21 protein-coding genes are annotated in these 26,985 nt (G+C 69.7%); 17 read left to right on the top strand and 4 right to left on the bottom strand.

The annotated features are described in order from the left end of the window. Positions 1-204: 204 nt before the first annotated feature. From glsA to AB0B14_RS28960, 3 genes are all read left to right on the top strand, one after another. The gene (gene glsA, locus AB0B14_RS28950; protein WP_357073867.1) at positions 205-1,890 is read left to right on the top strand and encodes a glutaminase A; all 1,686 of its coding nucleotides are present in this window, start codon (positions 205-207) and stop codon (positions 1,888-1,890) included. A 65-nt stretch (positions 1,891-1,955) separates the two neighbouring features. Then, positions 1,956-2,975: a glutamine synthetase gene (glnII, locus tag AB0B14_RS28955; protein WP_357073864.1), complete on the top strand. Its 1,020-nt coding sequence runs from the start codon at positions 1,956-1,958 to the stop codon at positions 2,973-2,975. Between the two features lie 81 nt (positions 2,976-3,056). Continuing rightward, positions 3,057-4,376 (top strand): ammonium transporter, encoded by a 1,320-nt coding sequence (locus AB0B14_RS28960; protein WP_357073861.1) that lies wholly within the window; start codon positions 3,057-3,059, stop codon positions 4,374-4,376. A 101-nt stretch (positions 4,377-4,477) separates the two neighbouring features. Here the strand turns inward: AB0B14_RS28960 and AB0B14_RS28965 are convergent, their stop codons facing one another. Next, positions 4,478-5,173, bottom strand: coding sequence for an SDR family oxidoreductase (locus AB0B14_RS28965; RefSeq protein WP_357073858.1), 696 nt, complete (start codon positions 5,171-5,173; stop codon positions 4,478-4,480). Positions 5,174-5,349: 176 nt separating this feature from the next. Between AB0B14_RS28965 and AB0B14_RS28970 the strand changes: the two genes are divergently transcribed. The 7 genes from AB0B14_RS28970 (at position 5,350) to AB0B14_RS29000 (ending at position 12,063) form a co-directional block, all read left to right on the top strand. After that, positions 5,350-5,841, top strand: a complete 492-nt coding sequence (locus tag AB0B14_RS28970) for a GNAT family N-acetyltransferase (protein ID WP_357073856.1) — start codon at positions 5,350-5,352, stop codon at positions 5,839-5,841. A 788-nt stretch (positions 5,842-6,629) separates the two neighbouring features. Further along, entirely contained in the window at positions 6,630-7,436 is an 807-nt protein-coding gene (locus tag AB0B14_RS28975) for a YqcI/YcgG family protein (protein ID WP_357073853.1), read from the top strand. Then, positions 7,436-8,245 carry an arginase family protein gene (locus AB0B14_RS28980; RefSeq protein ID WP_357073850.1) on the top strand — a complete coding sequence of 270 codons (810 nt, stop codon included), beginning with the start codon at positions 7,436-7,438 and terminating at the stop codon, positions 8,243-8,245. The genes AB0B14_RS28975 and AB0B14_RS28980 overlap by 1 nt, the downstream gene beginning before the upstream one ends. Before the next feature lie 21 nt (positions 8,246-8,266). After that, complete coding sequence (cysK, locus tag AB0B14_RS28985) at positions 8,267-9,244, top strand: cysteine synthase A (protein WP_357073847.1); 978 nt, start codon at positions 8,267-8,269, stop codon at positions 9,242-9,244. A gap of 12 nt (positions 9,245-9,256) precedes the next feature. After that, positions 9,257-10,381 carry a homoserine O-acetyltransferase gene (locus AB0B14_RS28990; protein WP_357073844.1) on the top strand — a complete coding sequence of 375 codons (1,125 nt, stop codon included), beginning with the start codon at positions 9,257-9,259 and terminating at the stop codon, positions 10,379-10,381. 13 nt (positions 10,382-10,394) lie between these two features. Then, positions 10,395-11,141 carry an SDR family oxidoreductase gene (locus AB0B14_RS28995; RefSeq protein ID WP_357073841.1) on the top strand — a complete coding sequence of 249 codons (747 nt, stop codon included), beginning with the start codon at positions 10,395-10,397 and terminating at the stop codon, positions 11,139-11,141. Between the two features lie 13 nt (positions 11,142-11,154). Then, positions 11,155-12,063, top strand: coding sequence for a hypothetical protein (locus AB0B14_RS29000; protein WP_357073838.1), 909 nt, complete (start codon positions 11,155-11,157; stop codon positions 12,061-12,063). Here AB0B14_RS29000 and AB0B14_RS29005 read toward each other — a convergent pair. Further along, positions 12,050-13,486 (bottom strand): PLP-dependent aminotransferase family protein, encoded by a 1,437-nt coding sequence (locus AB0B14_RS29005; protein ID WP_357525260.1) that lies wholly within the window; start codon positions 13,484-13,486, stop codon positions 12,050-12,052. The two genes, AB0B14_RS29000 and AB0B14_RS29005, sit on opposite strands and share 14 nt — an antisense overlap. On the opposite strand from AB0B14_RS29005, the gene AB0B14_RS29010 reads away from it, so the two are divergent. The 3 genes from AB0B14_RS29010 to AB0B14_RS29020 all read left to right on the top strand — a co-directional run bounded on the left by AB0B14_RS29010 (position 13,485) and on the right by AB0B14_RS29020 (position 15,309). Beyond that, positions 13,485-14,387: a DMT family transporter gene (locus AB0B14_RS29010; protein ID WP_357525261.1), complete on the top strand. Its 903-nt coding sequence runs from the start codon at positions 13,485-13,487 to the stop codon at positions 14,385-14,387. The two genes, AB0B14_RS29005 and AB0B14_RS29010, sit on opposite strands and share 2 nt — an antisense overlap. Beyond that, positions 14,384-14,764: a transposase gene (locus AB0B14_RS29015; RefSeq protein WP_357073830.1), complete on the top strand. Its 381-nt coding sequence runs from the start codon at positions 14,384-14,386 to the stop codon at positions 14,762-14,764. Before AB0B14_RS29010 ends, AB0B14_RS29015 begins: the two co-directional genes overlap by 4 nt. Positions 14,765-14,964: 200 nt before the next feature. After that, on the top strand, positions 14,965-15,309 hold the full coding sequence (locus AB0B14_RS29020; protein WP_357073827.1) for a DUF1801 domain-containing protein: 345 nt from the start codon (positions 14,965-14,967) through the stop codon (positions 15,307-15,309). A 61-nt stretch (positions 15,310-15,370) separates the two neighbouring features. On the opposite strand, the gene AB0B14_RS29025 is transcribed toward AB0B14_RS29020, so the two are convergent. Beyond that, the gene (locus AB0B14_RS29025) at positions 15,371-15,589 is read right to left on the bottom strand and encodes a LuxR C-terminal-related transcriptional regulator (RefSeq protein ID WP_357525263.1); all 219 of its coding nucleotides are present in this window, start codon (positions 15,587-15,589) and stop codon (positions 15,371-15,373) included. Positions 15,590-15,729: 140 nt separating this feature from the next. On the opposite strand from AB0B14_RS29025, the gene AB0B14_RS29030 reads away from it, so the two are divergent. The 3 genes from AB0B14_RS29030 to AB0B14_RS29040 all read left to right on the top strand — a co-directional run bounded on the left by AB0B14_RS29030 (position 15,730) and on the right by AB0B14_RS29040 (position 17,584). Further along, positions 15,730-16,128 carry a hypothetical protein gene (locus AB0B14_RS29030; protein ID WP_357525265.1) on the top strand — a complete coding sequence of 133 codons (399 nt, stop codon included), beginning with the start codon at positions 15,730-15,732 and terminating at the stop codon, positions 16,126-16,128. Then, positions 16,125-16,805: a GPP34 family phosphoprotein gene (locus AB0B14_RS29035; protein WP_357525267.1), complete on the top strand. Its 681-nt coding sequence runs from the start codon at positions 16,125-16,127 to the stop codon at positions 16,803-16,805. Before AB0B14_RS29030 ends, AB0B14_RS29035 begins: the two co-directional genes overlap by 4 nt. 290 nt (positions 16,806-17,095) lie before the next feature. After that, positions 17,096-17,584: a hypothetical protein gene (locus tag AB0B14_RS29040; RefSeq protein WP_357525269.1), complete on the top strand. Its 489-nt coding sequence runs from the start codon at positions 17,096-17,098 to the stop codon at positions 17,582-17,584. Positions 17,585-17,862: 278 nt separating this feature from the next. Here the strand turns inward: AB0B14_RS29040 and AB0B14_RS29045 are convergent, their stop codons facing one another. Next, positions 17,863-18,777, bottom strand: coding sequence for a sulfite exporter TauE/SafE family protein (locus AB0B14_RS29045; protein WP_357525271.1), 915 nt, complete (start codon positions 18,775-18,777; stop codon positions 17,863-17,865). An 831-nt stretch (positions 18,778-19,608) separates the two neighbouring features. Between AB0B14_RS29045 and AB0B14_RS29050 the strand changes: the two genes are divergently transcribed. After that, entirely contained in the window at positions 19,609-26,985 is a 7,377-nt protein-coding gene (locus AB0B14_RS29050; protein ID WP_357525273.1) for an SDR family NAD(P)-dependent oxidoreductase, read from the top strand.

Genomic DNA, 26,985 nt, shown 5'->3' on the forward strand with positions numbered 1-26,985 from the left:
TAGTTGACGACCGGCAAGACCGGGCGCCGATGTCGATGCGTGCCCTCTGACCAGCGGTTGGTCAGTCGGAATCAAGCGAATGTGCACTGGCCGCCCGTAGCCTTCCGAATGTGCGAGGCTGGCCGGTCGAATGCCCGGAGGCGCGAGTAAATACGCCGGTGGCCGCACTGACACAAACTTTCTACGGAGTGGTCGAGCCACGTCATGCCCACGATAAAGAAACCCCGAACCACGGCGCGTCGCATCGAGCAGGCGTGGTCGGGCAACCCCGTCAAACCGTCACTCGCCGACGATTCCGGAGCCGGTGAATACGGGAAGCTGTTCGCCTCCTTCACCGTCGACCCGCAGGGCACCGTCTCGTTGGCCGACCTTGCCAACCGGCTGCGCGCCTCGGGGATCTCGGACGCTGATCCGCGTCTGGCCCAGGTCTGGGGCGAACTGCGTCCCGCCGTGGGCGCCGACGGGCCGACACGCATCGACCTGACCCGCTTCGTCGCACTGTGCAGGGCGGGCGGCGGCGTCATCGAGAAAGCGCTTCGCGGGGATCTCGTCATTCCAGACTTCGCCGCGCTCCGAACGGAGATCTTCGCGATCTACGAGGGGCTCCGGGGTGTCGACGAGGGCCAGGTCGCCGACTACATCCCGCAACTGGGCCGCGTCGATCCGGAGAAGTTCGGGATCGCGTTGTGCACCACGGATGGGCAGCGCCTGGCCCTGGGAGACGCGGAGAGCGTCTTCTGCGTCCAGTCGGTCTGCAAACCGATCAACTACTGTCTCGCGCTGGAACAGCACGGTGCCGAGCAGGTCCACCGGCATGTGGGGCGGGAGCCCAGCGGTCGCGGGTTCAACGAGCTGACGCTGAACAGCGAGGGGCTCCCGCACAACCCGATGATCAATTCCGGGGCCATCATGTGCTGCTCGCTGCTGCGCCCCGGTTGGGAGATGGCCGACCGCTTCGACCACGTCGCCGAGACGTGGCGCAGGTTGGCCGGTGGCGGCGCGGTCGGGTTCAACAACGCCGTCTACCTCTCGGAACGCCGCACGGCCGACCGGAACTTCGCCCTCGGCTACTTCATGCGCGAGCACCGGGCCTTCCCGGACGGGACGGACCTCACCGAGACGCTGGAGTTCTACTTCCAGTGCTGCTCGATCGAGGTCGACGCGCGGTCGCTGTCGGTCGTGGCCGCCTCGCTGGCCAACGGCGGCGTCAATCCCCTCACCAGGGAGCGGATCTTCTCCGCCGACACCGTACGCAAGTGCCTGTCCCTGATGTCGTCGTGCGGGATGTACGACTACTCCGGGGAGTTCGCCTTCACGATCGGTCTGCCGGCGAAGAGCGGCGTCTCCGGCGGACTCATGATCGTGGTTCCCGGCGTGCTGGGCATCTGCGTCTGGTCGCCGCGCCTCGACGCGCTGGGCAACTCCGTCCGAGGGGTGGCCTTCTGCGCGGACCTCGTCAACCGGTTCAACTTCCACGTCTACGACTCCCTGGCCACCGGCGAGGACTCCGGCAAACGCGACCCCCGGCGCGGGCGCAACGAGGAGGAGGTGGCGTCGACCACCCGGTTGCTGTGGGCCGCCAGCCACGGTGACCTGGAGTACGTCCGGCTCGCGCTGGCGGCGGGAAAGGACCCCAACTCCGCCGACTACGACAGACGTACCGCGCTGCACCTGGCCGCCTCCGAGGGAAACCTCGACGTGGTCCAGTACCTCCTGGATCGCGGGGCCGATCCAACTCTGCGGGACCGCTGGGGAGGCACCCCGCTGCACGACGCCGAGCGAGGCGCACACGACCGGGTCGTCACGCTGCTCACGTCGGCGCTGGGCGTCGCGAGTCCGGCGGCGGACACCCACCTGGTGCGAACGGACGCGCCGCTCGCGGCGGTCTGAGCCGCCCGTTCGTCCGATCACGATTTCGACTGGCCATCCGGCCCGTTCACAGGAGAAAGAGACACATGGTCTACAAGGCTGAGTACATCTGGATCGACGGCACCGAGCCGACCGCGAAGCTGCGGTCGAAGACGAAGATCATCGCCGACGGCGTCGAGCCGGGTACCTGGGGCTTCGACGGCTCCAGCACCAACCAGGCCGAGGGCCGCAGCTCCGACCGGGTCCTGGAGCCGGTCGCCACCTACCCGGACCCGATCCGCGGCGGGGCGCACCTGCTGGTGCTGTGCGAGGTGTTCAACATCGACGGCACCCCGCACGAGTCGAACGCCCGGGCCCTGCTGCGCCCGGTGGCCGACCGGTTCGCGGCCCAGCAGCCCCTGTTCGGCATCGAGCAGGAGTACACGTTCTTCCAGGGCTCCCGCCCGCTGGGCTTCCCCGACGGCGGCTACCCGGCCCCGCAGGGTGGCTACTACTGCGGGGTCGGCGCGGACGAGATCTATGGCCGCGCCGTGGTCGAGAAGCACCTGGACAACTGCCTGGCCGCCGGCCTGACCATCTCCGGCATCAACGCCGAGGTCATGCCCGGCCAGTGGGAGTTCCAGGTCGGCCCGCTGTCGCCGCTGGAGGTCGCCGACCAGCTCTGGGTCGCCCGTTGGCTGCTGCACCGCACGGCCGAGGACTTCGGCATCTCCGCCACCCTCGAGCCCAAGCCCGCACGGGGTGACTGGAACGGCGCCGGCGCCCACACCAACTTCTCCACCGGCGCGATGCGCGAGAACTACGCGGCGATCATCGAGGCCTGCGAGTCCCTCGGCCGGGGCGACAAGCCCCTGCAGCACATCCGCAGCTACGGCGCCGGCGTCGAGGCCCGCCTCACCGGTGCCCACGAGACGGCCCCCTGGAGCGAGTACAGCTACGGCGTCTCCGACCGTGGCGCCTCCGTCCGCATCCCGTGGCAGGTGGAGATCGACAAGAGGGGCTACATCGAGGACCGCCGGCCCAACGCCAACGTCGACCCGTACACCGTCACCCGGCTCATCGTCGACACCTGCTGCACCGCCCTGGAGGCCGCCGACCTCGCCTGAGGCACCGGCCCCTCTTCCCGTACCAAATCCAACCGCCGCCGCTTTCGACGCGGCGGCGCTCAAGACGTGGAGTGCACCTCGATGCCAGAAGGCTTCGACGCGGGTGACACCGCATTCGTCCTGACCAGCGCCGCGCTGGTCATGCTGATGACCCCGGGACTGGCGTTCTTCTACGGCGGCATGGTTCGCGCGAAGAGCGTGGTCAACATGCTGCTGATGAGCTTCGTCAGCCTGGGCATCGTCAGCGTTCTCTGGGTGGCCTACGGATACTCGATCGCCTTCGGCGAGGACGTGGGCGGGCGCGGGCTTCTCGGTGACCTGTCCAACGTGGGCATGAGCGGAATCTCGGACACCACGTTGACCGGCAGCGTTCCGGTGCTCGCCTTCGCCGTCTTCCAGATGATGTTCGCCGTCATCACGCCGGCGCTGATCAGCGGAGCGATCGCCGACCGCGCCAGGTTCGGCGCGTGGATGCTGTTCGTCGCCCTGTGGGTGACAGTGGTCTATTTCCCGGTTGCCCACTGGGTGTGGCAGTCCGGCGGTTGGATCTTCAAACTCGGCGTGAAGGACTTCGCCGGAGGCACGGCGGTGCACATCAACGCGGGCATGGCCGCCCTCGGTGCGCTACTGGTGCTCGGCAACCGGGTCGGTTTCCGGCGCGAGTCGATGCGGGCGCACAGTCTGCCCCTCGTGATGCTCGGCTCGGGCCTGCTGTGGTTCGGTTGGTTCGGGTTCAACGCCGGATCGGCCCTCGCCGCGAACGGCACCGCCAGCGTCGCCTTCATGAACACGCAGGTGGCAGCCGGTGCCGGTCTGCTCGGCTGGCTCGTGTGGGAGCGGGTCCGCAAGGGCGGTTTCACCTCGCTGGGCGCTGCCTCGGGAGCGGTCGCCGGCCTGGTGGCCATCACCCCGGCCTGCGCGGTCGTGAACATCTGGGGCGCGATCGCCATCGGCGTCATCGCCGGCGTCGGCTGCGCCTGGGCCGTCGGTCTGAAGGACCGGTTCGGCTACGACGACTCGCTGGACGTCGTGGCTGTGCATGCGGTCGGCGGTGTTCTCGGCACCCTTCTCATCGGGGTCTTCGACGTGACAGACGGCCTCGTGGCCGGTGCTGGCGCGGGCCAGTTGCTGAAGCAGGCCATCGGCGCCTTCGCCGTCGCGGCGTACTCCCTGGTGCTGACCTGGCTGCTGGTCAAGATCATTGATGTGACCATCGGTTTCCGGGTGACGCGTTCGGACGAGGTCACCGGGGTCGACCAGATCCTGCACGCCGAGGACGCCTACGACCTCGGCACGAGGGAGGCGGCCGACGTTCCTGCTGGCGCCATCGGCACCTGGTCGCACTCCCCAACCGCCCGGCACCAGACCGTCGGTGGCTCCAGCGGGCCGTCGGCCCGCTGACCGGCCGCGTCGACGATCGCTGACCACGGATCGCCGGGGCTGCTGGACCGGGAGGGCGTACCAACCCTCCCGGTCCAGCGGCGCGCACGCTCGCGGTCGCGCTATGCCCGTCCGGCATCGAGGGTGAGATTGACGCCGTTGGCCGCCGGGTTCTCCAGCAGGAACACGCACCCGTCGACGATGTGCCGCATGGTGGGCAGTTCCCCGGTCAGGGAGACCCTGCGCAGGGGCTCGAGGACGGCCTGGTTGTCCACCCAGGCGGGGCTGTCGGCGACAGCACCGGGGTGGATCGAGTTGACCCGCACCGGCGCGAGTTCCACGCTCAGGGTGCGCACCAGGCCGACAATGCCGGCGTTGACGGTGGACAGCACGGTGGAACCCGGATAGGGCCGGTCCTTCGCCATTCCGCCGAACAGCAGTACGGCGGCATCGGGTGCGAGTCGCCCGTGCAGGGCCGCCACCACCGCCGCGTAGCCGACGATTTTGGTGGTCGCCAGCTCCACCGCCGCCGGGATCGCGAAGGACGCCACGGTGTTGCTGTCCCGAATCATTCCCGCGACGGCGAGACGATCGACCGGCCCCACATTCCGGAGCGCGTCCGCCACCGAGTCCGGCCGGGACAGGTCGAGCCCCGACCCGGACACCGGGCTTCCGGTCTCGGCTTCGAGCCGTGCCGCCTCGGCCTCGGCCCGCTGGACCGCCCGTCCGGTAATGACCACCTCGTTGCCCCGCCGGGCGTACTCGGCGGCCAGCTCGCGACCAATGCCCTGGGTGGCACCCACGACAAGAACTCTCACGTCTTCCTCACATTCTCCGGCACCGAAGTCTTGCGCTGAGTTCACGAACCTGGGCCCGCGGCGGTTCAGCGGGAAAACGTTCTCCAGCTCGTCCGGAGACCAGTCTCGGTCACTCGGTACGTGGTGCGCCTGACGTTGGCGCTGCCGTCCTTCGCTACCAGCCCTCAAGGAGATCCGTGCAGCAGGGGCTCCTCATCGATAGTCAGCACGACGACGTGGACCTGATGACAGCTGGCGGGCTTCGACTGCACCTGCGCCGGGCCACTCTCACCGACCTCGACGCGGTCAACCACCTGCACCGCTGGGAATGCTCCGCCGAGAGCCGCAGGGCCCGCTACCACGCGTCGCGAGACCGGATCCGCCACGCCGAGTGGCGGCACCTGATCGACCCCGATCGCGGCTACACGTTTCTCATCGCCGGTCCACAGCGGCCAGGGCTGATCGGTCTCGCCCACCTGTTGTGGCAGGACTGCGGACCGCCAGAGATCGCCCTGTTGATCGCCGACGCGTGGCAGGGTCGCGGAGTCGGCACCGCGGTGGCCGGGCACCTGGCCGGCCTCGCCGCCGCGCACGGTCACCCCGTCCAGCAAGCCCGAATCATGTCGGCAAATGGTCGGGCCATCCGCCTGGCGAGTCGCTTCCGCGCCGTCATCGACGACTCGGCCTGACGCCGCGTCGGCGGTCGTGGTGGGTGGAGCCCTCGCGTTCCCGCAGGATCACACCGAAGATCGCACTGGCGACCACGTCCTGGATCACCCGTAGCCGGGAATCGGAGAACTCGGTGCCGATCGCGCTGACCGTCCACGTCCACCAGGGCGCGGCAGCAGGATGAGGCCCTGACCGAGTCCGGTTGCGACGGTGCCCTCGGCGGGCCTGCATCCCACCTGCCCGAGCGGTTTCCCCGATCGCACAAAACGCCATATCCGATTCACCTGGATTTCATCGTTGGCACACCGGTTGCCGCCCCGCGCGAGATAACCCTTTTGGTCGCGATGAACGCCCACCTCGAATTTCCACCACGCTGATTGGTACCGATGTCTGAAGGAAACGGACATCGCGTCCTGGTCACCAAAATAAACACGAGAGACAGCACTCGGACGGGTTGACGACCCGGGTGAGATGGGCCAGGATTTCTCCTGTCGAAGGCAACGACGAAACTGTCCTGTAATCGCTCGCCAGCCGGGAGTCGGTTAATCGCCCTGGTGGATGCGACCCAAAGGTTGCGTCGCACGCGGTGCCGCAGACTCGGTCGAAAACCTGAGCTGACCTGGCACCGGACCGACGACGGCGTCGGTCTGAAGACCTCCACCAGTCGCTCCCACTCGATCCTGTTGATCCTCACCGCCGTTGCGACGGCCGTAGGCCCACTCGCCGCGGGCCTCGATTCCGCATGCGCAAAATCGAGTCCGCCGCAACGGCGTGCGCCAGGACCATTTACGGGGAAGGACTATCCATATTGCACATCTCCAACGACGAAGAAATCCTGCTGACACAGGAGCATGTGGCCGAGCGGGCCCGAGGCTGGCGTCGCTCCGCATTCGAAGATCTCAGTCTTCGGCTCAACGATCCCGACTTTCCGTGCATCTTCTCGCGGAACGCATTCAGGAAGAAGATCGTCAATTTCATCTTCGTCGACAGCGCGGACGGGGTGGGCACCAGACGCCTTGCCGAAGGACTCCGGCGCTATGTCGAGCTCGCCAACCGCTGGGACGGCCGCCTCGACACCGCGAGTCCCCTGGTGGTGGCGTTCGCGACGGATGCGGTGCGGGCGCGGACCGTCGAGGAGTACCACGCCTTCGGCTGGCGGATCCTCCACGACCTCCACGACCTCGACCCCGCCCCCTGGCCGGACGAGGTGGCGAGGGAACCCGACTCCCCCGGGTGGTCGATGTGCTTCAACGGCATGCCCCTCTTCTGCAACATGAGCAGCCCGGCACACCGGAAACGGCGCAGCCGCAATCTCGGCGCCCACTTCGTCATCGTCATCAACCCGCGTGCGCGGTTCGACGTCTTTGCCGGTGACACGCCCAGCGGCCGCAAGGTACGCGCCAACATCCGCGACCGCATCGGCCGCTACGACGGCACTCCCCACTCGCCGCACCTGAGTTCGTACGGCAGCGGTGCGCTCGAGTGGCTTCAGTACAGCCTCGCCGAGGCTGCCGACGAGCGGGCAGATCGGTGCCCGTTCGCGTCGGGCCAGCACGACACCGCCTCGTTCTCCGGCGGTCACGACCATGCTCCGGCCAGGAAGGATGCTTCTTGATGATCGACCTCATCGTCTCCCAGGGACGGGTGGCGGACCGAGCGGCGCGGATGATCGAGGGCGCTGCTCGTACCGCGCAGGCCCTGGCGGAGCGCTACGGGCTCTCCGCGCAGTACATCGGGAAACCCGCCCCGGCGGTGGACGACGACTGGACCCAGAGCCTGCCCCAGGCCCGCCAGACGCTGGACTCGATGGCGAGAGCGGTCACCACGAGCCTTGACGGCGGGAACCTTCCGGTTCTGCTGAACAACACGTGCTCCGTCAGTCTCGCCACGCTGCCGGTTGTCGCCCGGCGGTTTCCGGACGCGGTCGTGCTCTACATCGACGCGCACGGCGACTTCAACACCCCGGACACGACGGACAGCGGCTACCTCGGCGGCATGGTGTTGTCCGGCGCATGTGGCCTGTGGGACAGCGGCCACGGCGCCGGACTGAAGCCCGAGCAGGCGATCCTGGTCGGTACCCGCGACGTCGACCCGGGCGAGCGGAAGCTCATCGAAGCCGCTGGAGTACGCGTCATCCCCCCGAGCCAGACGACTGCGGAGAACGTCCTGGCCGCCATCGGTGACGCACGGGTATGGGTGCACATCGACTGGGACGTCATGGACCCGGGCGCTGTCCCCGCGGACTACACGGTGGCCGACGGCCTGCTGCCCGCGCAGATCCGGGCGATCTTCGACGCTGTTCCGAGGGAACGTCTGATCGGCGTCGAGCTGGCCGAGTTCAACGCCCCGGCGGACGAGGAGCAGATCGAGCAAGCTCTCGCCGTGATCCTTGACATGGTCTCCCCCGCGTTCGTCGCGGCCTGACGACGAAGGACGGTTCGCGCAATGCCCCTCTACGACAGCATCCTCGACACGATCGGCCGTACCCCGATCGTCCGGCTCCACCGGATGGCCCCGGCGCACACCTCGGTCTATGTGAAGGTCGAGTCGTTCAACCCCGGTGGTTCGGTCAAAGACCGCCTCGCCCTGGGCGTGATCCTGCACGCCGAGGCCACCGGGATGCTCAAACCCGGCGACACGATCGTGGAGTGCACCTCGGGCAACGTCGGCATCGCCTTCGCGATGGTGGCCGCCGCCCGCGGCTACCGGTTCGTGGCGGTAATGGGCGACACCTACTCCAGAGAGCGGCGCAAGCTCATCCGCGCGTACGGCGGAAAGGTGATCCTCTTCCCCGGAGCCCTCGGCAGCAGCGGCGGTAACCAGATCGCCGACGAGCTGGCCGAGAAACATGGCTGGTTCCGGGCCCGGCAGTTCGACAACCCGGCCAATCCGGCGTACCACCGGGAGACCACCGCTGCCGAGATCCTCGGCGACTTCGCGGGCAAGCGCCTGGACTACTTCGTCACGGGCTTCGGCACCACCGGGACGCTGACCGGCGTCGGCCAGATGCTCAAGGTGGCGCGCCCCGACGTACGCATCGTCGTTCTGGAGCCGGAGAATGCCGCAGTCCTGGCCGGCAAGGAATGGAACGTGCACCAGATCCAGGGTCTGGCCCCCAACTTCGTGCCCAGTGTCCTGGACCAGACCGTCATCGACGAGCTCGTGACGATGGACGAGGTCGTGGCGCGCGACACCGCACGCCGCCTCGCCGCCGAGGAGGGCATCTTCGTCGGCATATCGGCTGGCGCGACCCTGGCCACGGCGCTGCGGACCGCCGAGACGGCACCGGATGGTTCGGTGCTGCTCGCGATGCTTCCCGACACCGGCGAGCGCTACCTGTCCACCTTCCTGTTCGACGGCATGAACGAGGAGTCGGATGACGATTGGCTCGCCGCCCAGGACGTCGGCCGCGACAGCGCCTGATCGGGACCGCGCATGAGGGAGTTCATTCCGGCGGCCACCCGTTTCGTCACACTGCCCGACGGCTTCGCCATGAAGAGCGGCGGGGTGCTCGACGGAGCGCGGGTCGCGTACGAGGCGGTGGGGCGCTTGAACGAGGCACGCGACAACGTCGTCCTGGTCCTCACCGGCATGTCCCCTGACGCGCACGTCGCCGCGCACGACGAGGACCCCACTCCCGGCTGGTGGGAGCACATGGTGGGGCCGGGCCGGCCGATCGACACGGACAGGTGGTACGTGATCTGCGTGAACGCCCTGGGCAGCTGCAAGGGTTCCACCGGGCCGGCCTCGGTCGACCCCGCCACCGGCGAGCCCTACGGGATGACGTTCCCATCACTGTCCATCGAGGACATCGCCGACGCCGCCGCGGTGCTGGTCCGCGCCCTGGGGTTCGACACGCTCAGCTGCGTCGTTGGGGCGTCCATGGGCGGGATGAGCGCGCTCTCCCTCCTGGTTCGCCATCCCGGTCTGGCGCGCAACCTCATCAACATCTCCGGGGCGGTGCACTCGCTGCCCTACGCCATCGCCGTCCGCTCACTGCAGCGCGAGGCGATTCGGTCCGACCCCCGGTGGTCGCAGGGGCGCTATCGCGATGACATCCTGCACTACCCGCGGTCCGGGATGCGCCTCGCGCGCAAGCTCGGCATGATGACCTACCGCTCGGCGCGGGAGTGGGACCAGCGCTTCGGCCGTGCCCGGCTCACCGGCAAACGCGGGACGGACAACTGCCCCTTCGACCCTGAGTTCCGAGTCGAGGGCTACCTCCAGGCACACGCGGACCGCTTCGCCCACCACTTCGATCCCAACAGCTACCTCTACCTGAGCAGGTGCATCGACCTGTTCGATCTCGGCGAATCATGCGGTGGCACACCGGAAACGGCGCTGGCCGGGCTGAGCCTGGACGCCGCACTGGTAATCGGGGTGGAGACCGACACGCTGTTCCCGCTGCACCAGCAACGCCAGATCGCGGACGGTCTCCGTGAGGGCGGAACGGAGGTGCAGTTCAAGGCGCTGGAGTCGGACGAGGGGCACGACGCTTTCCTGGTGGACGTCGCCCGCTTCGGTCCACCGATCGCCAAGTTCCTGTCACTGATCTGGTAGTGAGGAGTAAGCCTTGTCCCTGATCCCCTCGAAGGTGGCGCTCGTCACCGGCGCCAACCGCGGCATCGGCCGTGAGATCGCTCGGCAGCTCGCGGAGAACGGCGTACACACCCTGGTCGCCGGTCGCCGCCCGGAGGCGGTGACGGAAGCCACGGCGAGCCTGCGAAGCATGGGCCTCGACGTCGCACCGCTCGTCCTGGACGTCACCGCGCCGGACACGATCGCCGAGGCCGCCGACAACGTCGGTGCGAAGTACGGCCGGCTGGACATCCTGGTCAACAACGCGGGCATCCGCGTCGAGAAGTACGGCAAGCGGCCCTCCGAGCAACCCATGGATCAGTGGCGCCAGACCTTCGACACCAACCTGTTCGGCGTCGTCGAGGTGACGGCGGCCTTCCTGCCGCTCCTGCGCCGATCCACGGCGGGCCGCATCGTCAACGTTTCCAGCCTGTTGGGCTCGCTGACCAGACAGAGCGACCCGACCTCATACGTGTACAGCGATGCCTTCAAGTCGCTGCCCGCCTACAGCGCCTCCAAGAGCGCGGTGAACTCCTGGACGGTGCACCTGGCGTACGAGCTGCGCGACACACCGATCAAGGTCAACTCGGTGCACCCGGGCTACACCAGGACGGACCTGAACGACGGCGCGGGCGACCTCGAGGTCGCCGTCGGCGCGAAGACGAGCGTCGACATGGCCCTGCTCGGCTCGGACGGGCCGACCGGCAGCTATCTCCACCTCGGCGAATCACTCCCATGGTGAAGGGGTTCCGACAATGAGCAGACTCGCTCTGGTCACCGATCAGGTCAGCCTTCCGATCGACTACGACATGACCCTGCTGCGTGACGCCTGCCGTACCGCCGAGCTCGTCGCCGAGGTGTGTGACTGGGAGGATCCGACCGTCGACTGGTCTGGGTTCGACGCGGTGCTGCTGCGTTCGCCCTGGTCGTACGTGGATCGCCTACCGGCCTTCCTCGCCTGGTGTGAGCGTGTCGCGGCGGTGACGGATCTCCACAACCCGCTGCCGGTGGTGCGCTGGAGCCTCGACAAGTTGTACATGGCCGATCTCGCCGCCCGCGGCGTGCCGGTGGTGCCCAGCACGTTCGTCCGGCCGGGTAGCGACCCGTCCACGGCGGTACGGCAGTTCCTCGACGGTCATCCCGAGGCCGCGGAATTCGTCGTCAAGCCCACGGTGGGCGCCTATTCGAAGGACGTCCAGCGTTTCTCCCGCTCCCACGCGCCCGCCGCGACCGCCCACGTCGCACGGCTGCACTCCGCGGGCCTGGTCGCGCTGCTCCAGCCGTACCTCGAATCGGTCGACCGCGACGGTGAGACGGACCTGATCTATTTCGGCGGCGTCTACAGCCATGCCATCCGCAAGAGCCCGATGCTCCTGCCGGACGGCACGGTCAACGTGCCCACCTTCGAGAGCCGCACGCCCCGGAGGGCAGCGGACGATGAACGCGCCGTGGCCTCGGCGGCGCTGGCGGCGGCCGGCGCGCGGCTCGGGCTGGACCGTCCGCTGGTCTACGCCCGGGTCGATGTGATCCGCGGATTCGACGGCGCGCCTGTCGTGTTGGAACTGGAGTTGTGCGAGCCGTCGCTGAACCTGCCGTTCACCGACCACGGGCCGACGCGTTTCGCGGAGGCCATCGCCGGGCGGCTGGGGATCAGTGCTCGATGAGCAGCGGCGCGAGCCGGCGGATGGCGTCGTCGACGTCGGAGGCCGACGGTGCCGCGACATAGCTGAGCCGGACATGCCGGAGGCTGTTGCCGGTGGCCGAGAAGTTCGTGCCGGGTGTGATGGCGACGCCCTTGGCGAGAGCCGCGGGGACCAGCTGGTGCTCGTCGAGGTGCGCGGGAAGCGACACCCACAGGTGGTAACCGCCGCGGGGGCGACGGGCGAGAGCGTGGTCGCCGAAGGCCGCCAGAACGGCCTCGGTGGCCACCTCGCGACGGTGCGCCAGGGCGACACTGAGCGCTTTGAGGGCCCGCCTCCAGCCGGGGGCGGTCACCATCTCCAGCGCGGTCAGTTGCAGCGGAGCGGGCACGAACAGCATGTCGATGACGTGGGCGGAACGCAGTCGGGCCAGGACGGGGCCTCGGGCCGCGATCGCCGCGACGCGCAGGTTCGGCGAGCTGACCTTGGTCAGCGACCTGATGTGGACGACGGTGCCGTCCGGGTCGTCGGCGACCATCGGCGGCGGCGCGGTGGGGGCGTCGGCATGCGCCATGTGCCGGGCGAAGTCATCCTCGATGACGAAGGCGGCGTGCCGGCGGGCGATGGCCCGGATCTCCTCCTGCCGGGCCGTCGAGACGCTTGCCCCGGTGGGATTCTGGAACAGCGGCTGGACGATGATGACGCGCGCGCGGGTGCGAGTGAGGGCCCGGTCGAGATGATCCGCGTGCAGACCGTGGACGTCCATGGGGACCGGAAACGGCCGCAGGCCCGCGGCATGGGCGGCCGCGATGGCGCCCGGGTAGGTCGGCGATTCCAGGAGGACCGGATCTCCCGGCTGGGCAAGTGCGCGCAGCGCGATGGCCAGCGCACTCTGCCCCGCCGCGCAGACCAGGATGTCGTGACGACCGAGGCCGCCGCCGATGTCGGCAGCGAACCAGTCGCGCAGCTCGGGCAGCCCGCCGGCGGGCGGGCGGTCCCACGCCTCCGTGCGTCTGGCCGCACGCGACATCGCCGTGGCCAGGGTGCCCAGTGGCTGTAGCCCGGGATGAAGGTAGCCACCATTGAGGTCGACGATGTCCGGCCCGGCCGTCGACAGTGTCTGCAGCAGCGCGGGCGCCTGGAAGTCACGCAGGGCACCGATCGAGGCTCCTTCGGCCCCCACCGGGTCGAGGGCGGCCTCCTGCCAGGACGTGTCCCCGGTGCGGGCTGCCGGCCGGGCCGCCGTGCGGTACGTCCCGGCGCCGGGGCGAGGTGCGATGAGTCCGCGCTGGGCGAGCAACGCCAGCGCCGCGGAGACGGTGGTGCCGCTCGCGGCGAAGCGCCGCACCAGCTCGCGGTGGGTCGCGACGCGGGTGCCCTCCGGCAGTAGCGCTATTTCCTCTGCGATGGACTCTGCCAGGAGACGGGGACTGCTACTGTTTGACATGAGTACGGAGAATAGCGCTATCACCCTGGTGCGGATATCACCACTCGCGAGCGGGACGATGTTCGCCGCGCTCGGTGTGCTGAGCTTCTCGTTCAGTTTCCCGGCGACCCACTGGGCGCTCGACGGGTTCGGGCCGTGGAGTGCCACCGGGGTTCGCGGAGTCCTCGCCGCGGTCATCGCGCTCACCGCTCTCCTCGCCACCCGCACGCCGTTGCCGGCCGCCGGCGACTGGCCGGCCCTCGCCGTGGTGGCAGCCGGCTGCGTGATCGGCTTCCCGCTGCTCACCACCTTCGCTCTGCAGACCTCGACCACGGCCCACTCGGCCGTCGTCATCGGTGCGCTGCCCATGGCCACCGCGACGATCTCCGCGCTACGCACCGGGCGTCGCCCGTCGAAACTGTTCTGGGCGGCCGCTTCGACAGGCGCGGCCACGGTCATCGCGTTCACCCTCTCGCAGAACCACGGCCGGCCAACGATCGCCGACCTCTACCTGTTCGGCGCGCTGCTGGTCTGCGCCGCCGGCTACGCGGAAGGCGGGCGGCTCGCCGCGCACATGCCCGGCTGGCAGGTCATCGCCTGGGGGGTCGTTCTCGCGGCACCGGTCAGCCTCGCCGTGTGCGCGGTCGCGCTTCCGCAGGAGCCGGTGCGCCTGACGGCCGAGGCAATCGGGGGTATGGCGTACCTCGCGGCCATCTCGCAGTTCGGCGGGTTCGTGGTCTGGTATCGCGGCATGGGCCTCATCGGGGTGGCCCGGGCCAGCCAGCTTCAACTCGCCCAGCCGCTGCTGACCCTGGTGTGGGCCGTCCTCCTGCTGGGTGAGCACCTCAGCGTCATGGTGCCGCTGACCGCGACAGTCGTCCTCTGCTGCATCGTCGTCACACAACGGGCCAGGACGGCATGAATTCGCTCAAGCAGACCAGGCCCGAGCTCGTCCACCATCTCGTCCCGGATGCGCTGTGGGAGCTGTTCCGGCAGGTGGTGCCGGTCACGGTCGTGCGCCGGCCGCAGGGTGGCGGCCGGCGCCGCGCGGACGACCGGCAGGTGCTGGCGGCCATCGTGTACGTCGCCGGCACCGACCGCGCGTGGCGGCAGATCCCCGAGAGCTTCGGGGTGTCCTGGCCGACCGTCTACCGGCGGTTCGCGGAATGGCGTCAGGCCCAGGTGTGGACCCGCCTCCTGCAGTTGATCGCGGAGATCCACCACGAGAACGACGAGCTGAACTGGTCCCGTCGGGCGATCGGGGCGGTGTATTCGCGAGCGGCACGGGACGGACGTTGATGCTCGGCTCGGCCAACCAGCCGGGTCCTGGTTGATCGACTCGGCTTCCTGGAAGTCGGGGCATCCGGGTCGCTGGGACACCCCGACTTCGGGGAACCCGAGTCGAGGCGGTCGGCAGGGCAGCGTAAGAGCGAGGCGATCACCTACCCTCGGCTACGGCACGTTCTGCGGGCCAGTGAGCACCAACGAGGGAGAACGCCGTGAACGACGAGGTCACCCAGTACATCAACAAGACGCAGCCGTGGCAGATCGAGGTCTGCGAGAAGCTGCGCGCGATGATCGACCAGACCGTTCCAGGCGTGGAGGAACGACTCCAGTACGGCAAGCCGCACTTCCTCAAGAACGGCCACTACGCGGCCGTCATCGCGGTCGCCAAGGCCAAGGTCTCGTTCATGGTGTTCAACGCGGCGGACGTCCCCGAGGTCAAGGGATTCCTCCGGGCGATGGGCAACGGCGAGCGTAAGACCGTCGATATCACCGAAGGGCAGGACGTCGACTTCGGCGCACTCGCCGCCATCCTGGGAAAGACCAGCGCTGCCCTGTAACTACCCGCGTGCCGCGATCGAGATTGTCCGGAGTCGTCCGCCGGGCGGTGCCGGACCGCCGTTACAGCCAGTCGTGTTCGCGGGCGTAGCGGGCCGCTTCGTGGCGGGTCCGGGTCTGGGTCTTGCGCATCGCGTTGGAGAGGTAGTTGCGGACGGTGCCGGGCGCGAGGTGGAGCCGAGCGGCGATGTCGGCGACCGAGTAGCCCTCGCCGGTGACCCGCAGGACGTCGGCCTCCCGATCGGTGAGGGGGCAGTCCTCGGTGACGGCGAGCGCGGACACGTCCGGGTCGATCCAGCGTTTCCCCGAGTGCAGGGTGGCGATGACCGAGGTGATGTGGGCTGGCTCGGCGCCCTTGCTGACGAAGCCCTGGACGCCGAGCCTGAGCGCTGCTGCCCGTACTCCTCCTCACCGTGGTGCAGGTGACCGCGATCCTGACCGCCCTGGCCGTGGTCGCCGGCGAACCGGCGAACGTCGCCCTGCTGGTGGTGGCGGTCCTCGCGACCGCGGCCATGATGATCGGCCTGGCGCTGGCCACGGCCGGGCTGACCAACTCCCCCGAACACGCCCAGGTCACCACCCTCCCCGTTACCCTCGGGGTGATCGCCATGGCCAGTTGGGTGGGCATCTCCGGCACCGAGAACCTCGCCTGGCTCAAGCGGCTGCTGCCCGGCGGCGCGGCCACCGAACTGACCATGAACGCCTGGAACGGCGGCGTCGCCGTGACCGACTCACTGCTCCTGCTCGCGCCCACGCTCGGTTGGGTCGTCGTCGCCGTCGCCCTCGCCACCCGCCTCTTCCGCTGGGAGCCCCGCCGATGACGATCGAACGCCGGTCGGACGCCCCGACCCTGGCAGAAGATCTCCTACTGCTCCTGTTCCAACCCCGATCCGGGACCATCGCAGGAGAGGGCACCCTCTTCTACGTCCTCGGTGGAGCCGTCCTCGCGGACCTCGCCCTCGGCGAGCACCTGGGCACGGCGGAGCGGGGGCGGCTCAGAAGCGTGGCGGGTCACCCACCGTCGGATGGCCTGCTGCGTCCGGCATGGGACTACCTCGCCGAGAAACCGAGAGGGGTGCAGACCGCACTCGCAGCGATCGGTCCGAGCCTGCGCAAGCCGGTGTTGGAGCGGCTCATCGCGCGAGGCGACATCGTCCAGGAGCCCCGTAGGGTGCTCGGCCTGTTCCGGACGACGGCCCTGCGCGACGGCAGGACCGAACGACGGGCCCGCCTGCTCGCCGACGTTCGGCGGGTCCTCGTGGACGGTGCCGAACCGCAGGCCCGTGTCGCCGCGCTCACGGCGCTGCTCTCGGCGAGCGGAACGCTCCCGCAGTTCCACCGCGAGATCCCGTGGACGTCATCGGTGATCAACCGAGCCAAGGAACTCGAGCGGGGCGACTGGGGTGCCGATGCCGCAGCGGCAGCCGTGACCCGCACCGTGACGGCCACCGTCGTCAACAGCGCCATCGCGGCCATCACCGTGCTTCCTCGAAGCTAGGGCGTGTGTCAAAGCGCCGGCCGGCCTACGGCGGGCCCAGACGACGACCGGCCGCGTTGGACCGCCGTCTGGACTCCGCCTCGGCTCGACCGAGGACTTGACACACGCCCTAGGGCCGCCCGGTTCGTCAACGCCGAGCGCACGAGGTTCACCGCCTCCGGCCAAAGTCTGGGCGGGGTCAGCGCACACTTCCCACCTCATGTGGTGCTCGTCGGCCCATTAACTGGTCCCACCCGTTCGACCGGGGCTGGTAGCGTCCGCCGAACATGAAGATCATGGGGGAAACATCGATGAACCGAACTCGACTCGTCCTGACTGGCGTGGCGGTTGCGGCGGCGATCGCGATGTCCGGCTGCGATCCGCAGCCCACAACTGAGAGCACCGCGACCTCGCCGTCCCCGGTGGCATCGAGCGCCGCCCCGACCGTTGGTGCGGCCACCACCGCGGCCAGCAGCGTGGCCAACGACGCGACCACAGTGAAGGCCTGCGCCGACATCAAGAAGGACATCAAGGACAACGCGGCCAAGATCGGCAAGGCCGAGAAGATCGGCCCACCAGCCGGGCACTTCGCGGTCAGTGCACAGTGGGCCGCCGGCTCGGTCGCGATCCTGGCGCACTCGATGGGTGCCAGCCAGGCAGTCACCGCCGCCTCCGAGAAAATCCAGAACGAGATGATGAGCCTGAGCGACGCGTACAACGAGTCCGCCGACGCCAAGCCCAGCAAGAAGGCCCTGGAAGCCGCCATCAAGGAGCTGGACGCCGCCTGCTCCGCCGCCTGACCGGTTCGACCATGCGATCGGCGGTGACCGTCACCCGGCGGTCACCGCCGATTCACATGTCCGTGCGGCCTGCGGCACCCGGGTCAGCGGCTTCTGAGCAACCCACGGTCAGCCTGCGCGACGCCCAGCGCGCTACCGCGAGGAGCGGCGCGCTGTTCCCGGCCGGCCGCAGATCCTTTCAGGGCCTGTGTCAAAGCCCCTGGCCGGCCTGAGGACTTCGACACAGACCCTGGGTACGTGGCTCCCGGACCGCGGACCGGGAGGTGCCGGCATTGTGGTCAACTGGGCCGAGGCATCGAGTCGCTACCGGTCCCAATCGGATTCCGCTGCTGCTCCGTCAGGTGTTGACGGATCGAGTGGGCGACGGCGGCCGCCCATACCGCGCAGATGACGGTGTAACAGCCGTAACGAACGGTTGCCGGGGCATCGAACCAATCACCGCGAAGCAGGGTTCGACTGTTCGTCAGCACGATCATGCCGCCGACCGCGGAGCCGAGCACCCGGGGCGGGACCTTGCGTACGAGCCAGGCCGCCACCGGCGCGGCGACGACCCCGCCGATGAGTAGGGCGACGACCCAGCCGAAGTTGATGTTCTCCGCACCGATCCCCACCAGGAAGCCGAGGCTCGCCGCGACGGCGACCAGAAACTCGCTGGTGTCGATCGATCCAATGACCTTGCGTGGTTCGAGCCTGCCACTGGCCAGGATCGCCGGGGTCCCGATCGGTCCCCAGCCACCGCCACCGGTGGCATCGACGAAGCCGGCGAGCAGGCCCAGCGGACCGAGGAATCGCTTGCGAAGCGGCTTGCCCACGTTGCCTCGAGGCAGACCGAAGGTGGTGAAGCGGACCAGGAGGTAGCTACCGAGGGTGAGCAGGATCAGCGACATGATCGGTGCCGCCGCGTCGGTGGAGAGGTTGGACAGGAAGGTCGCGCCAGCGAAGGCGCCAACCGCACCAGGAATGCCGATCCGCGCGACGACCTTTGCGTCGACGTTGCCGAACCGCCAGTGGGCAGCACCGGAGGCGAGGGTGGTGCCGATCTCGGCCAGGTGCACGGTGGCCGAGGCGGCGGCGGCATGAACGCCGACGGCGAGCAGCAGGGTTGTCGAGGTCACGCCGTAGGCCATGCCGAGGCTGCCGTCGACCAGTTGGGCGCCGAGGCCAACCAGGGCCAGCAGGAGGATTTTGCGCATGAGGGACCACCAGTTCGTCGAGGGCAGGTGGGGTGGGGAGCTGAGGGCTCGGGTTTGGACAGGCGGGTGGGCGGCCCGTCGGCGGGGTCTTGCCGGTGCGGTGATCGCCGACAGGCACCCGGCGGTGCCGCTGGGCACGCGCAGGCGTTGCGGCCCATCGACCCCGAGGGGTGTCGAGGAACGGACGTACGGAGGGATGGCGTGGGGCTCATGTCCTTGAAGGGCTCGCGAAGCACGGCCGGCGCGGCTCGGTGGAACGGACCGGGCCCGGCCGGCGATGGTCGGTTCACGACGGTCCCCGGGCCGCTCCGCGCGATGACAAGGCATTTTGTCGGTCGATTCCCCCCCTCTCCGGTCGGCATTCCGCGCATTCGACGGGGGCCCGGCCCAGACAAATTCCATACCCGGCAGATAGGAATGGTTCCGGCCCCAACCAAACCGACCAGCTAAGAGTGCTTTTATAAGCCTGATTGGCAAGGCCATAGTGATCGACATCACTTTTTTGGGGTGGCCGGCAACATATTGGAAATCAAATTAAGTGGATAGTTAACACGATGGCCCATGGCAGGGTCGAAGTTGTCGGCCATCCGCCCAGGTCAGGCTGGCATGCCCCGACAGACGGAAGATGTCTCGTGCTTCAGCGGGCTGGCCGGAAGAATCAGCAGGCCAGCGCCCTGGTTAGACAGAGTTAACTGAGCCGTAACTAAGCTGGCTTAACTTAATTGGAGCCCGAGATTGACTAACGCCAATTATCGCGGGCCACCTCCGCGGTTGATCATTTGATTCATACGGTCGCGTCCGAGAACCGTCGCCACATGAATTGGGAGTCCGATGAGCCCTGCACCGAACACGCGCGATCTGGTGATCGCGATCAGCGCCGGTAGCCTCCTCGAACCCAGTCCCGGCATCGTCACGGCCGCCCGCCACGGCGGCGGTCACGGCGTCCTGGACCTCGCCTCCGGCGACAGCTGGACACTCACCGCCCTGGCCCAGGCCACCGCCGGGTCGAGCGAGCCGATCGGCGTACGCGTGCCGGCCGGCTGCACCGCCACGCAGGCTGACGTGGACCGGGCCGGCCACGGCCTGGTCGATCTCGTTGTCGTACCGCTGGACACACCGTGGCAACTGGCCGACGTGGTTGACAGGTACCGGGTGCTGGTCGAGGTGACCAGCCTCGACGACGCTCGGCTGGCCGTCGCCGCCGGGGCACACGGGCTCATCGCGCGGGGCATGGAGGGTGGCGGCAGGGTCAGCGAGCTCAGCTCGTTCGTCCTACTCCAGCAACTGGCCGCAGCCGACGGCATCGACCTGCCGATCTGGGTCGCCGGCGGCATCGGCCCCCGCACCGCCGTCGCCTGTGTCATCGGCGGCGCGGCCGGCGTCGTCCTGGACAGCCAGCTCGCCCTCATGCCGGAGTCCGAGCTACCGGCGGACGTACGGGGCGCGATCCGCCGGATGGACGGCTCCGAGACGGTCCTGGTCGACGGCGTACGCGGAATCCGCCGAGGCGGTCCGCACGACAGCGCCTCACAGCTGCTGCCGATCGGCCAGGACGGCTGGCTCGCCGCCGTCTTCGCCCGGCGCTGGCCCGACACCGCCGCAGCCGTACGCGGAATCCGCGCCACCCTGCTCGAAGCGATAGTCGAACCGGCCGCCGGGGACGCCCTGGTGCCTGGTGCCGCCCTCGCCGACGCCCTCAACGTACGGATACCCGTGGTGCAGGGCCCGATGACCCGGGTCAGCGACGAGGCCCCGTTCGCGGCCGCGGTCGCCGCCGACGGTGCGCTGCCCTTCATCGCGCTCGCCCTGTCTGGCGCGGAACAGTCCCGCCGGGTGCTCCGGGAGACCGCCGACCGGCTGGGCGACCGGCCCTGGGGCGTCGGGGTGCTCGGCTTCGCGCCCGACGAGTTGCGCGCGGCACAACTTGCGGCGATCCGGGAGATCAGACCCGCGTGCGCCATCATCGCGGGCGGCCGGCCGTCGCAGGCCACCGAGTTGGAGCGGGACGGGATCAACACCTTCCTGCACGTGCCGTCGCCGGGGTTGCTGCGGCAGTTCCTGCGGGCGGGCGCACGCAAGTTCGTCTTCGAGGGCGCGGAGTGCGGCGGCCACGTCGGCCCGCGGGCGAGCTTTCCCCTGTGGGAGGCGCAGCTGCTGGTGCTGGAGGAGTTCCTGGCGGACACGCCGGACGATGCCGGGCGGCTGCAACTGCTGTTCGCGGGCGGGATCCACGACGCGCGGTCGGCGGCGATGGTCGCCGCGATGGCGGCTCCCCTGACCGGGCGCGGGGCGCAGATCGGGTTGCTGATGGGGACCGCCTACCTCTTCACCCGCGAGGCGGTCGAGGAGGGCGCGATTCAACCCCTGTTCCACCGTGCGGCCATCGCCGCCACCGGCACGTCGCTGCTGGAGACCGCCCCGGGACACGCGACCCGGTGCCTGCCGAGTCCGTTCGTCGACGACTTCCACGGCGTGCGGGAGGAACTGGAATCGGCCGGGGTGGAGAACCGCCAGGTCTGGGAACAACTGGAGCTGCTGAACGTCGGCCGGCTGCGGATCGCCAGCAAGGGCGTACGCCGGGAGGACGACGGCCTGGTGGAGGTCGACGAGGCGGTCCAGGCCGTCGAGGGGATGTTCATGGCCGGCCAGGTCGCGGTGCTGCGCCACGCACCGACCACGGTCGCAGAGCTGCACGAGCAGGTCACCACCGAGGCACGGGAGTTCCACGCGGTACGGACCGCCGCGCTGCGCGCCGAACTCACCCCACCGGCAGTGCCGGTCGACGAGCCGCCCGCGCCACTGGACATCGCCATCGTCGGCATGTCCTGCGTCTTGCCCGGCTCCCCCGACCTGCACACTTTCTGGCAGACCGTGCTCGGTGGCGCCGATGCGGTCACCGAGGTGCCAGCCGACCGGTGGGACGTCGACACGTACTACGCGCCCGAGGTGGGCCCTGGGCAGGCGGGTCGGATCAGCGTCTCCCGATGGGGCGGGTTCATCGAGCCGGTCCCGTTCGACGCGATCCGCTACGGCATTCCCCCGGCGGCGCTGAGCAGCATCGACCCGACCCAGTTGCTCGCGCTCGAGGTGGCACACCGGGCGCTCGTCGACGCCGGATACCCGTACGACGCGGCCGGCGCGGACCACAGCCAGACCGGGGTGGTGTTTGGTGCCGAGGCCGGCAGCGACATGGGTCACGCCCAGACGCTGCGGACCATGCTCCCGGCCTACCTGGGTGACGTGCCGGCCGAACTGGAGGACCAACTCCCCACGGTCACCGAGGACAGCTTTCCCGGTGTGCTGGCGAACGTCATCGCGGGTCGGGTCGCCAACCGCCTCGACCTCGGTGGCCCCAATTACACAATCGACGCCGCCTGTGCCTCGTCGCTGGCCGCGATGGACGCCGCGTGCAAGGAACTCAGCGCCGGCAGCAGCGACCTGATGATCTGCGGTGGCGCCGACCTGCACAACGGCATCAACGACTACCTCATGTTCACCTCCGCGCACGCCCTCTCCCCCACCGGGCGGTGCCGTACGTTCGACAGCACCGGCGACGGGATCGCCCTCGGCGAGGGGGTGGCGTGCGTCGTACTGAAGCGGCTGGCCGACGCCGAACGCGACGGCGACCGGATCTACGCCGTGATCAAGGGCGTGGGGAGTTCCAGCGACGGACGGGCGCTCGGGCTCACCGCGCCGAGGGCGAGTGGACAGCGGCGCGCCCTCGACCGGGCCTACCACCGTACCGGCGTCTCGCCCCGGGAGATCGGTCTGGTCGAGGCGCACGGTACCGGCACCGTGGTCGGCGACCGTACCGAACTGGAGACCCTGACCCGGTTCTTCGACGAGGCCGGCGCGGAGCCCGGTAGTTGCGCGCTGGGCTCGGTGAAGTCGCAGATCGGGCACACCAAGTGCGCGGCCGGCCTGGCCGGCGTGATCAAGGCGAGCCTCGCGCTGTACACCGGAGTCAAGCCACCCACCATTCACCTGACCCGGCCGAACCCGGCGTGGAGCCCGGAACGCAGTCCCTTCGCGTTCTACACCAACGCCCGCCCGTGGGTGGCGCCGGCAGCCGAGCGGCTGGCCGGGGTGAGCGCGTTCGGCTTCGGCGGAACGAACTTCCACGCGGTGCTCAGTGCGCACCCGAACGGCCTGGAGCCGCGGCACACGCGGCAGTCCTGGCCGGCGGAACTGTTCTGCTTCCGTGGCGCCGACCGGCCCGCCGCCCAACTGCGGGTACGGCGACTGGTGGAGATGCTGTCGAACCGCGACGAGCTGGGCAGGCCGTGGTCGCTGCGGGACCTGGCCGCGTCCCTGGCCGACGAGGCGGACCACCGGGCGGGCGCGGTCCGGATCGCCATCGTCGCCCGCGACCGGGACGAACTCGCCAAGCTGTTGGACCGGGCCCTGGCCGGCGAACACGACCCGGCGCGCGGACTGGTCCAACCGCCGGACGAGCCGGGGCCGGGCAAGGTGGCCTTTCTCTTTCCCGGTCAGGGAAGCCAGCGGCCGGGTGCCCTGGCCGAACTGTTCGTGGCGTTCCCCGAGATACGGCACTACCTGCGCCTCGGTGCCGAGTGGGCGGACCTGCTCTTCCCGCCGTCGGCGTTCGACCCCGAGACGGCGCGCGAGCAGGAGGACCGGGTACGCGACACCCGGGTCGCCCAACCCGTACTGGGCATCGGCGGCCTCGCGGTCGACCACCTGTTGCGTCGGCTGGGCGTCCGACCCGACCTGACCGGCGGACACAGCTACGGGGAACTGGTCGCGCTCTGCGTGGCCGACGCGTTCGACCCGGAGACCCTGCTCGCGCTGAGCCGGGAACGGGCCGAGGCGATCCTCGCCGCCACCGGCGACGATCCGGGCACCATGGCAGCGGTCACCGCCAGCGCCGAGCAGGTCGACCGGGTCCTCACCGAGGCGGGACTGGCCGGCGAGGTTGTCCTGGCCAACCGGAACGCGCCAACGCAGGTGGTGATCTCCGGGCCGACACCCGCCGTCGGGTCGGCGGTGTCGGCGCTGCGCGCGGCCGGGCTGTCGGCCCGGGGACTCTCCGTCGCGTGCGCGTTCCACAGCCCGGTGGTGGCCGCCGGCACCACACGTTTCGCCGAGTCGCTCGCCGCCAGGACGGTACGCGAGCCGGCGATCCCGGTCTGGTCGAACCAGACAGCCGCCCCGTACGACGGTGACGCCGACCGCGTACGTGCACAGCTCGCCGCGCAGATCGGTGCACCCGTGCGTTTCGTCGAGCAGATCGAGTCGATGTACGCCACCGGCGCCCGGACCTTCGTGGAGGCCGGCCCCGGTCAGGTCCTCACCAAACTGGTCCGGGCCGTCCTCGGCGACCGGCCACACCTGGCGGTCGCCGCCGAACCACGTCCCGAGGAGGGGCTGCGCGGCTTCCTCGTCACCGTCGCCCAACTGGCCTGTGCCGGCGTACCGGTTCGGACTGGCTGGTTGTTCCAGGGCCGCGACACGGCGGCCCTCGCGACGGTCGAGCCGGTTCGGCGTCCGTTCTGGACGATCGACGGCCAGCTCGTACGCGACCAGTTCGGAAACAGCTTGCCCGGCGGGATGACACCCCCACGACGGATCAAGGAGTTGTCGATGACCGCATCGAACGGGACCACCTTCGGTAACCGGGACGGCCGCGACGAGTTGCTGAGCGAGTTCCTGCGCACCAGCCGGGACATGATCGCCTCGCAGCGGGACGTGATGCTCGCCTACTTCGGCGACGGTGTGGGTGGGCGGCTGGTGTGGCAGCCCACCCAGGCGTACCCGCCCGTGGTGCTACCGGGTCAGGAGAGCGAGGTCGCCCAGGTCACGACGACGGTGGTGGCGGCCGCTCCCCCGGCCGCACCGGCGGTCGCGGTCGACGTGACCGCCGTACCTGTCGCCGCGTCCGGTCCCGACTTCCAGACCGCGATCCTCGACGTGATCAGCGAACGCACCGGCTACCCGGTCGACCTCATCGAACTCGACCTCGACCTGGAAGCCGACCTCAGCATCGACTCCATCAAACGCGCCGAAGTCGCCGGCGAGGTCGCCGCCCGACTACGCCTCGCCGTCGAAGGCGACGAAGCCGAACTCGAAGACCTCGTCAAGGCCCGCACCGTACGCACCATGGTCGACTGGCTCAACCAGAAGATGCGGTCGACGACGAGCACCACCGTGATCCACGCGACCGCGGTACTCGGCCCGGCGAGCGGGTCGGCGCACTCCAACGCTCTGGTCGCGACCAGCACGGTCGTGCTGACCCGCCCCGACTTCCAGACCGCGATCCTCGAAGTGATCAGCGAACGCACCGGCTACCCGGTCGACCTCATCGAACTCGACCTCGACCTGGAAGCCGACCTCAGCATCGACTCCATCAAACGCGCCGAAGTCGCCGGCGAGGTCGCCGCCCGACTACGCCTCGCCGTCGAAGGCGACGAAGCCGAACTCGAAGACCTGGTCAAGGCCCGCACCGTCCGCACCATGGTCGACTGGCTCAACCAGAAGATGCAGGGGCAGGCCGTCGGGGCACCGTCAGCGGGTATCGGCACGCTGACGCCGCCCGTAGCGCGCGCGCTCACCACCGCCGCACCCGCGCCGATGACGGCGCCGTCCGGCGGAGCGCCCTCGGCGCTGGCCACGATGAGTCCGGCCAGCGCGCCCGCGCCGATCTCCAGCGCACCCGCGCCGATCGCCTTCGTCGCCGACACCGTGGCGGTCGCTCCGGAGGTCGCCGCCGCCGGCCGCCTGGGGATCACGCCGAAGCGGCTCCTGCCCCAGCCAGGGGTGATCGCGGGTCCGCCCGGGGCGGACGCCGGTTCGCCGCTCGCCGGGACCAGTTTCCTCATCACCGGCGCCGGCCCGGCGCTCGCGTACCTCGCCGAACTCCTGCAGGAGCACGGAGCGGGTGGGCAGACCGGTGTGGTGGACGGGAAGGAGGCCGATCAGCTCGCCTCCTTCGACGGGCTGATCCTGCTCGACGGGTTGACCGGCGCCGGCGCCCCCCTGCTGCCGGAGATCTTCCCGTTCCTCAAGCGGGCGCTCGCGACCGGTCCACGCTGGCTGCTGGCGGCCGGGCCGGTTGGCGGGGCCGACCGTACCGACGGACTCGCCGGCCTGTTCCGCACCATCGCCAGGGAATACCCGCAGGTCACGGCCAGGTACGTCGAGGTCGACGCGGCCGCCGACCCGCAGCGGATCGCCCGACACCTGCTCGACGAGCTGCTGGTCGGCGGGGACGCACCGGTTGTCGCACGGGACGAGACCGAGCGGACGGCGGTCGACCTCGCACCGGTGCCGCTGGGAGCGGTGGCAACGAGCGGTGCTGGGCCGGCCGGTGACGGTGCCTCCGAGGCCGCGGCGATCGGCCTCGACCGGGATTCGGTGGTCGTCCTGGTCGGCGGGGCACGCGGGATCACGCCGTGGTTCGCCCGTACGGTCGCCATGGCGAGCCGCTGCCGGATCGAGTTGGTCGGCCGTACGCCGCTGCCGACCGAGCCGGAGGATCCAGACCTGGTGTCGGCCCGGGACAAGGCGTCGTTGCGTGCCGCGCTCGCCCGCCGGGGGATGCGGTCACCGGCGGAGATCGAACGCGCCGCGCAGGCGGTCCTGGCCGCCCGTGAGGTCGAGGCCACCCTCAGCGAGCTACGGGAACTGGGCAGCGAGGTGCGCTACCACGCCCTCGACGTGCGGGACGCGTCGGCGACCCGGGGCCTGCTACTGGATGTCGAGCGTACGCACGGCCGGGTCGACGGCGTCGTGTACGCGGCCGGCATGATCGAGGACAAGCTGATCGCCGAGAAGGACCCGCAGTCGTTCGCCCGGGTGTTCGGCACCAAGGTGGACGGTGCCCGCTCGGTGCTGGCCGGGATCGACGAGCTGGGCTCCGCACCCCGCTTCGTGGTGCTGTTCGGCAGCATCGCCGCGGCGTACGGCAATCGGGGTCAGGGCGACTACGCCGCGGCGAACGACGCGATCGACGCGATCGGCACCCGGTGGGCGGACGCCACCGGCAACCGCTGCCTGACCGTGCACTGGGGCCCCTGGGCGCCGGGTGCCGGGCATGGCGGGATGGTCACTGACGAGCTGAGCAGGGAGTACGCCCGCCGCGGCATCGAACTGATCGACCCCGAGGCGGGTGCGTTCAGCTTGTTGAGCGAGCTGGCCTGGGGCGATCCGAAGATCAACTCCGTGGTCTACACCGCCTCGGGCTGGTGA

This window comes from Micromonospora sp. NPDC049171, from assembly GCF_040648275.1.
Lineage (GTDB): Bacteria > Actinomycetota > Actinomycetes > Mycobacteriales > Micromonosporaceae > Micromonospora.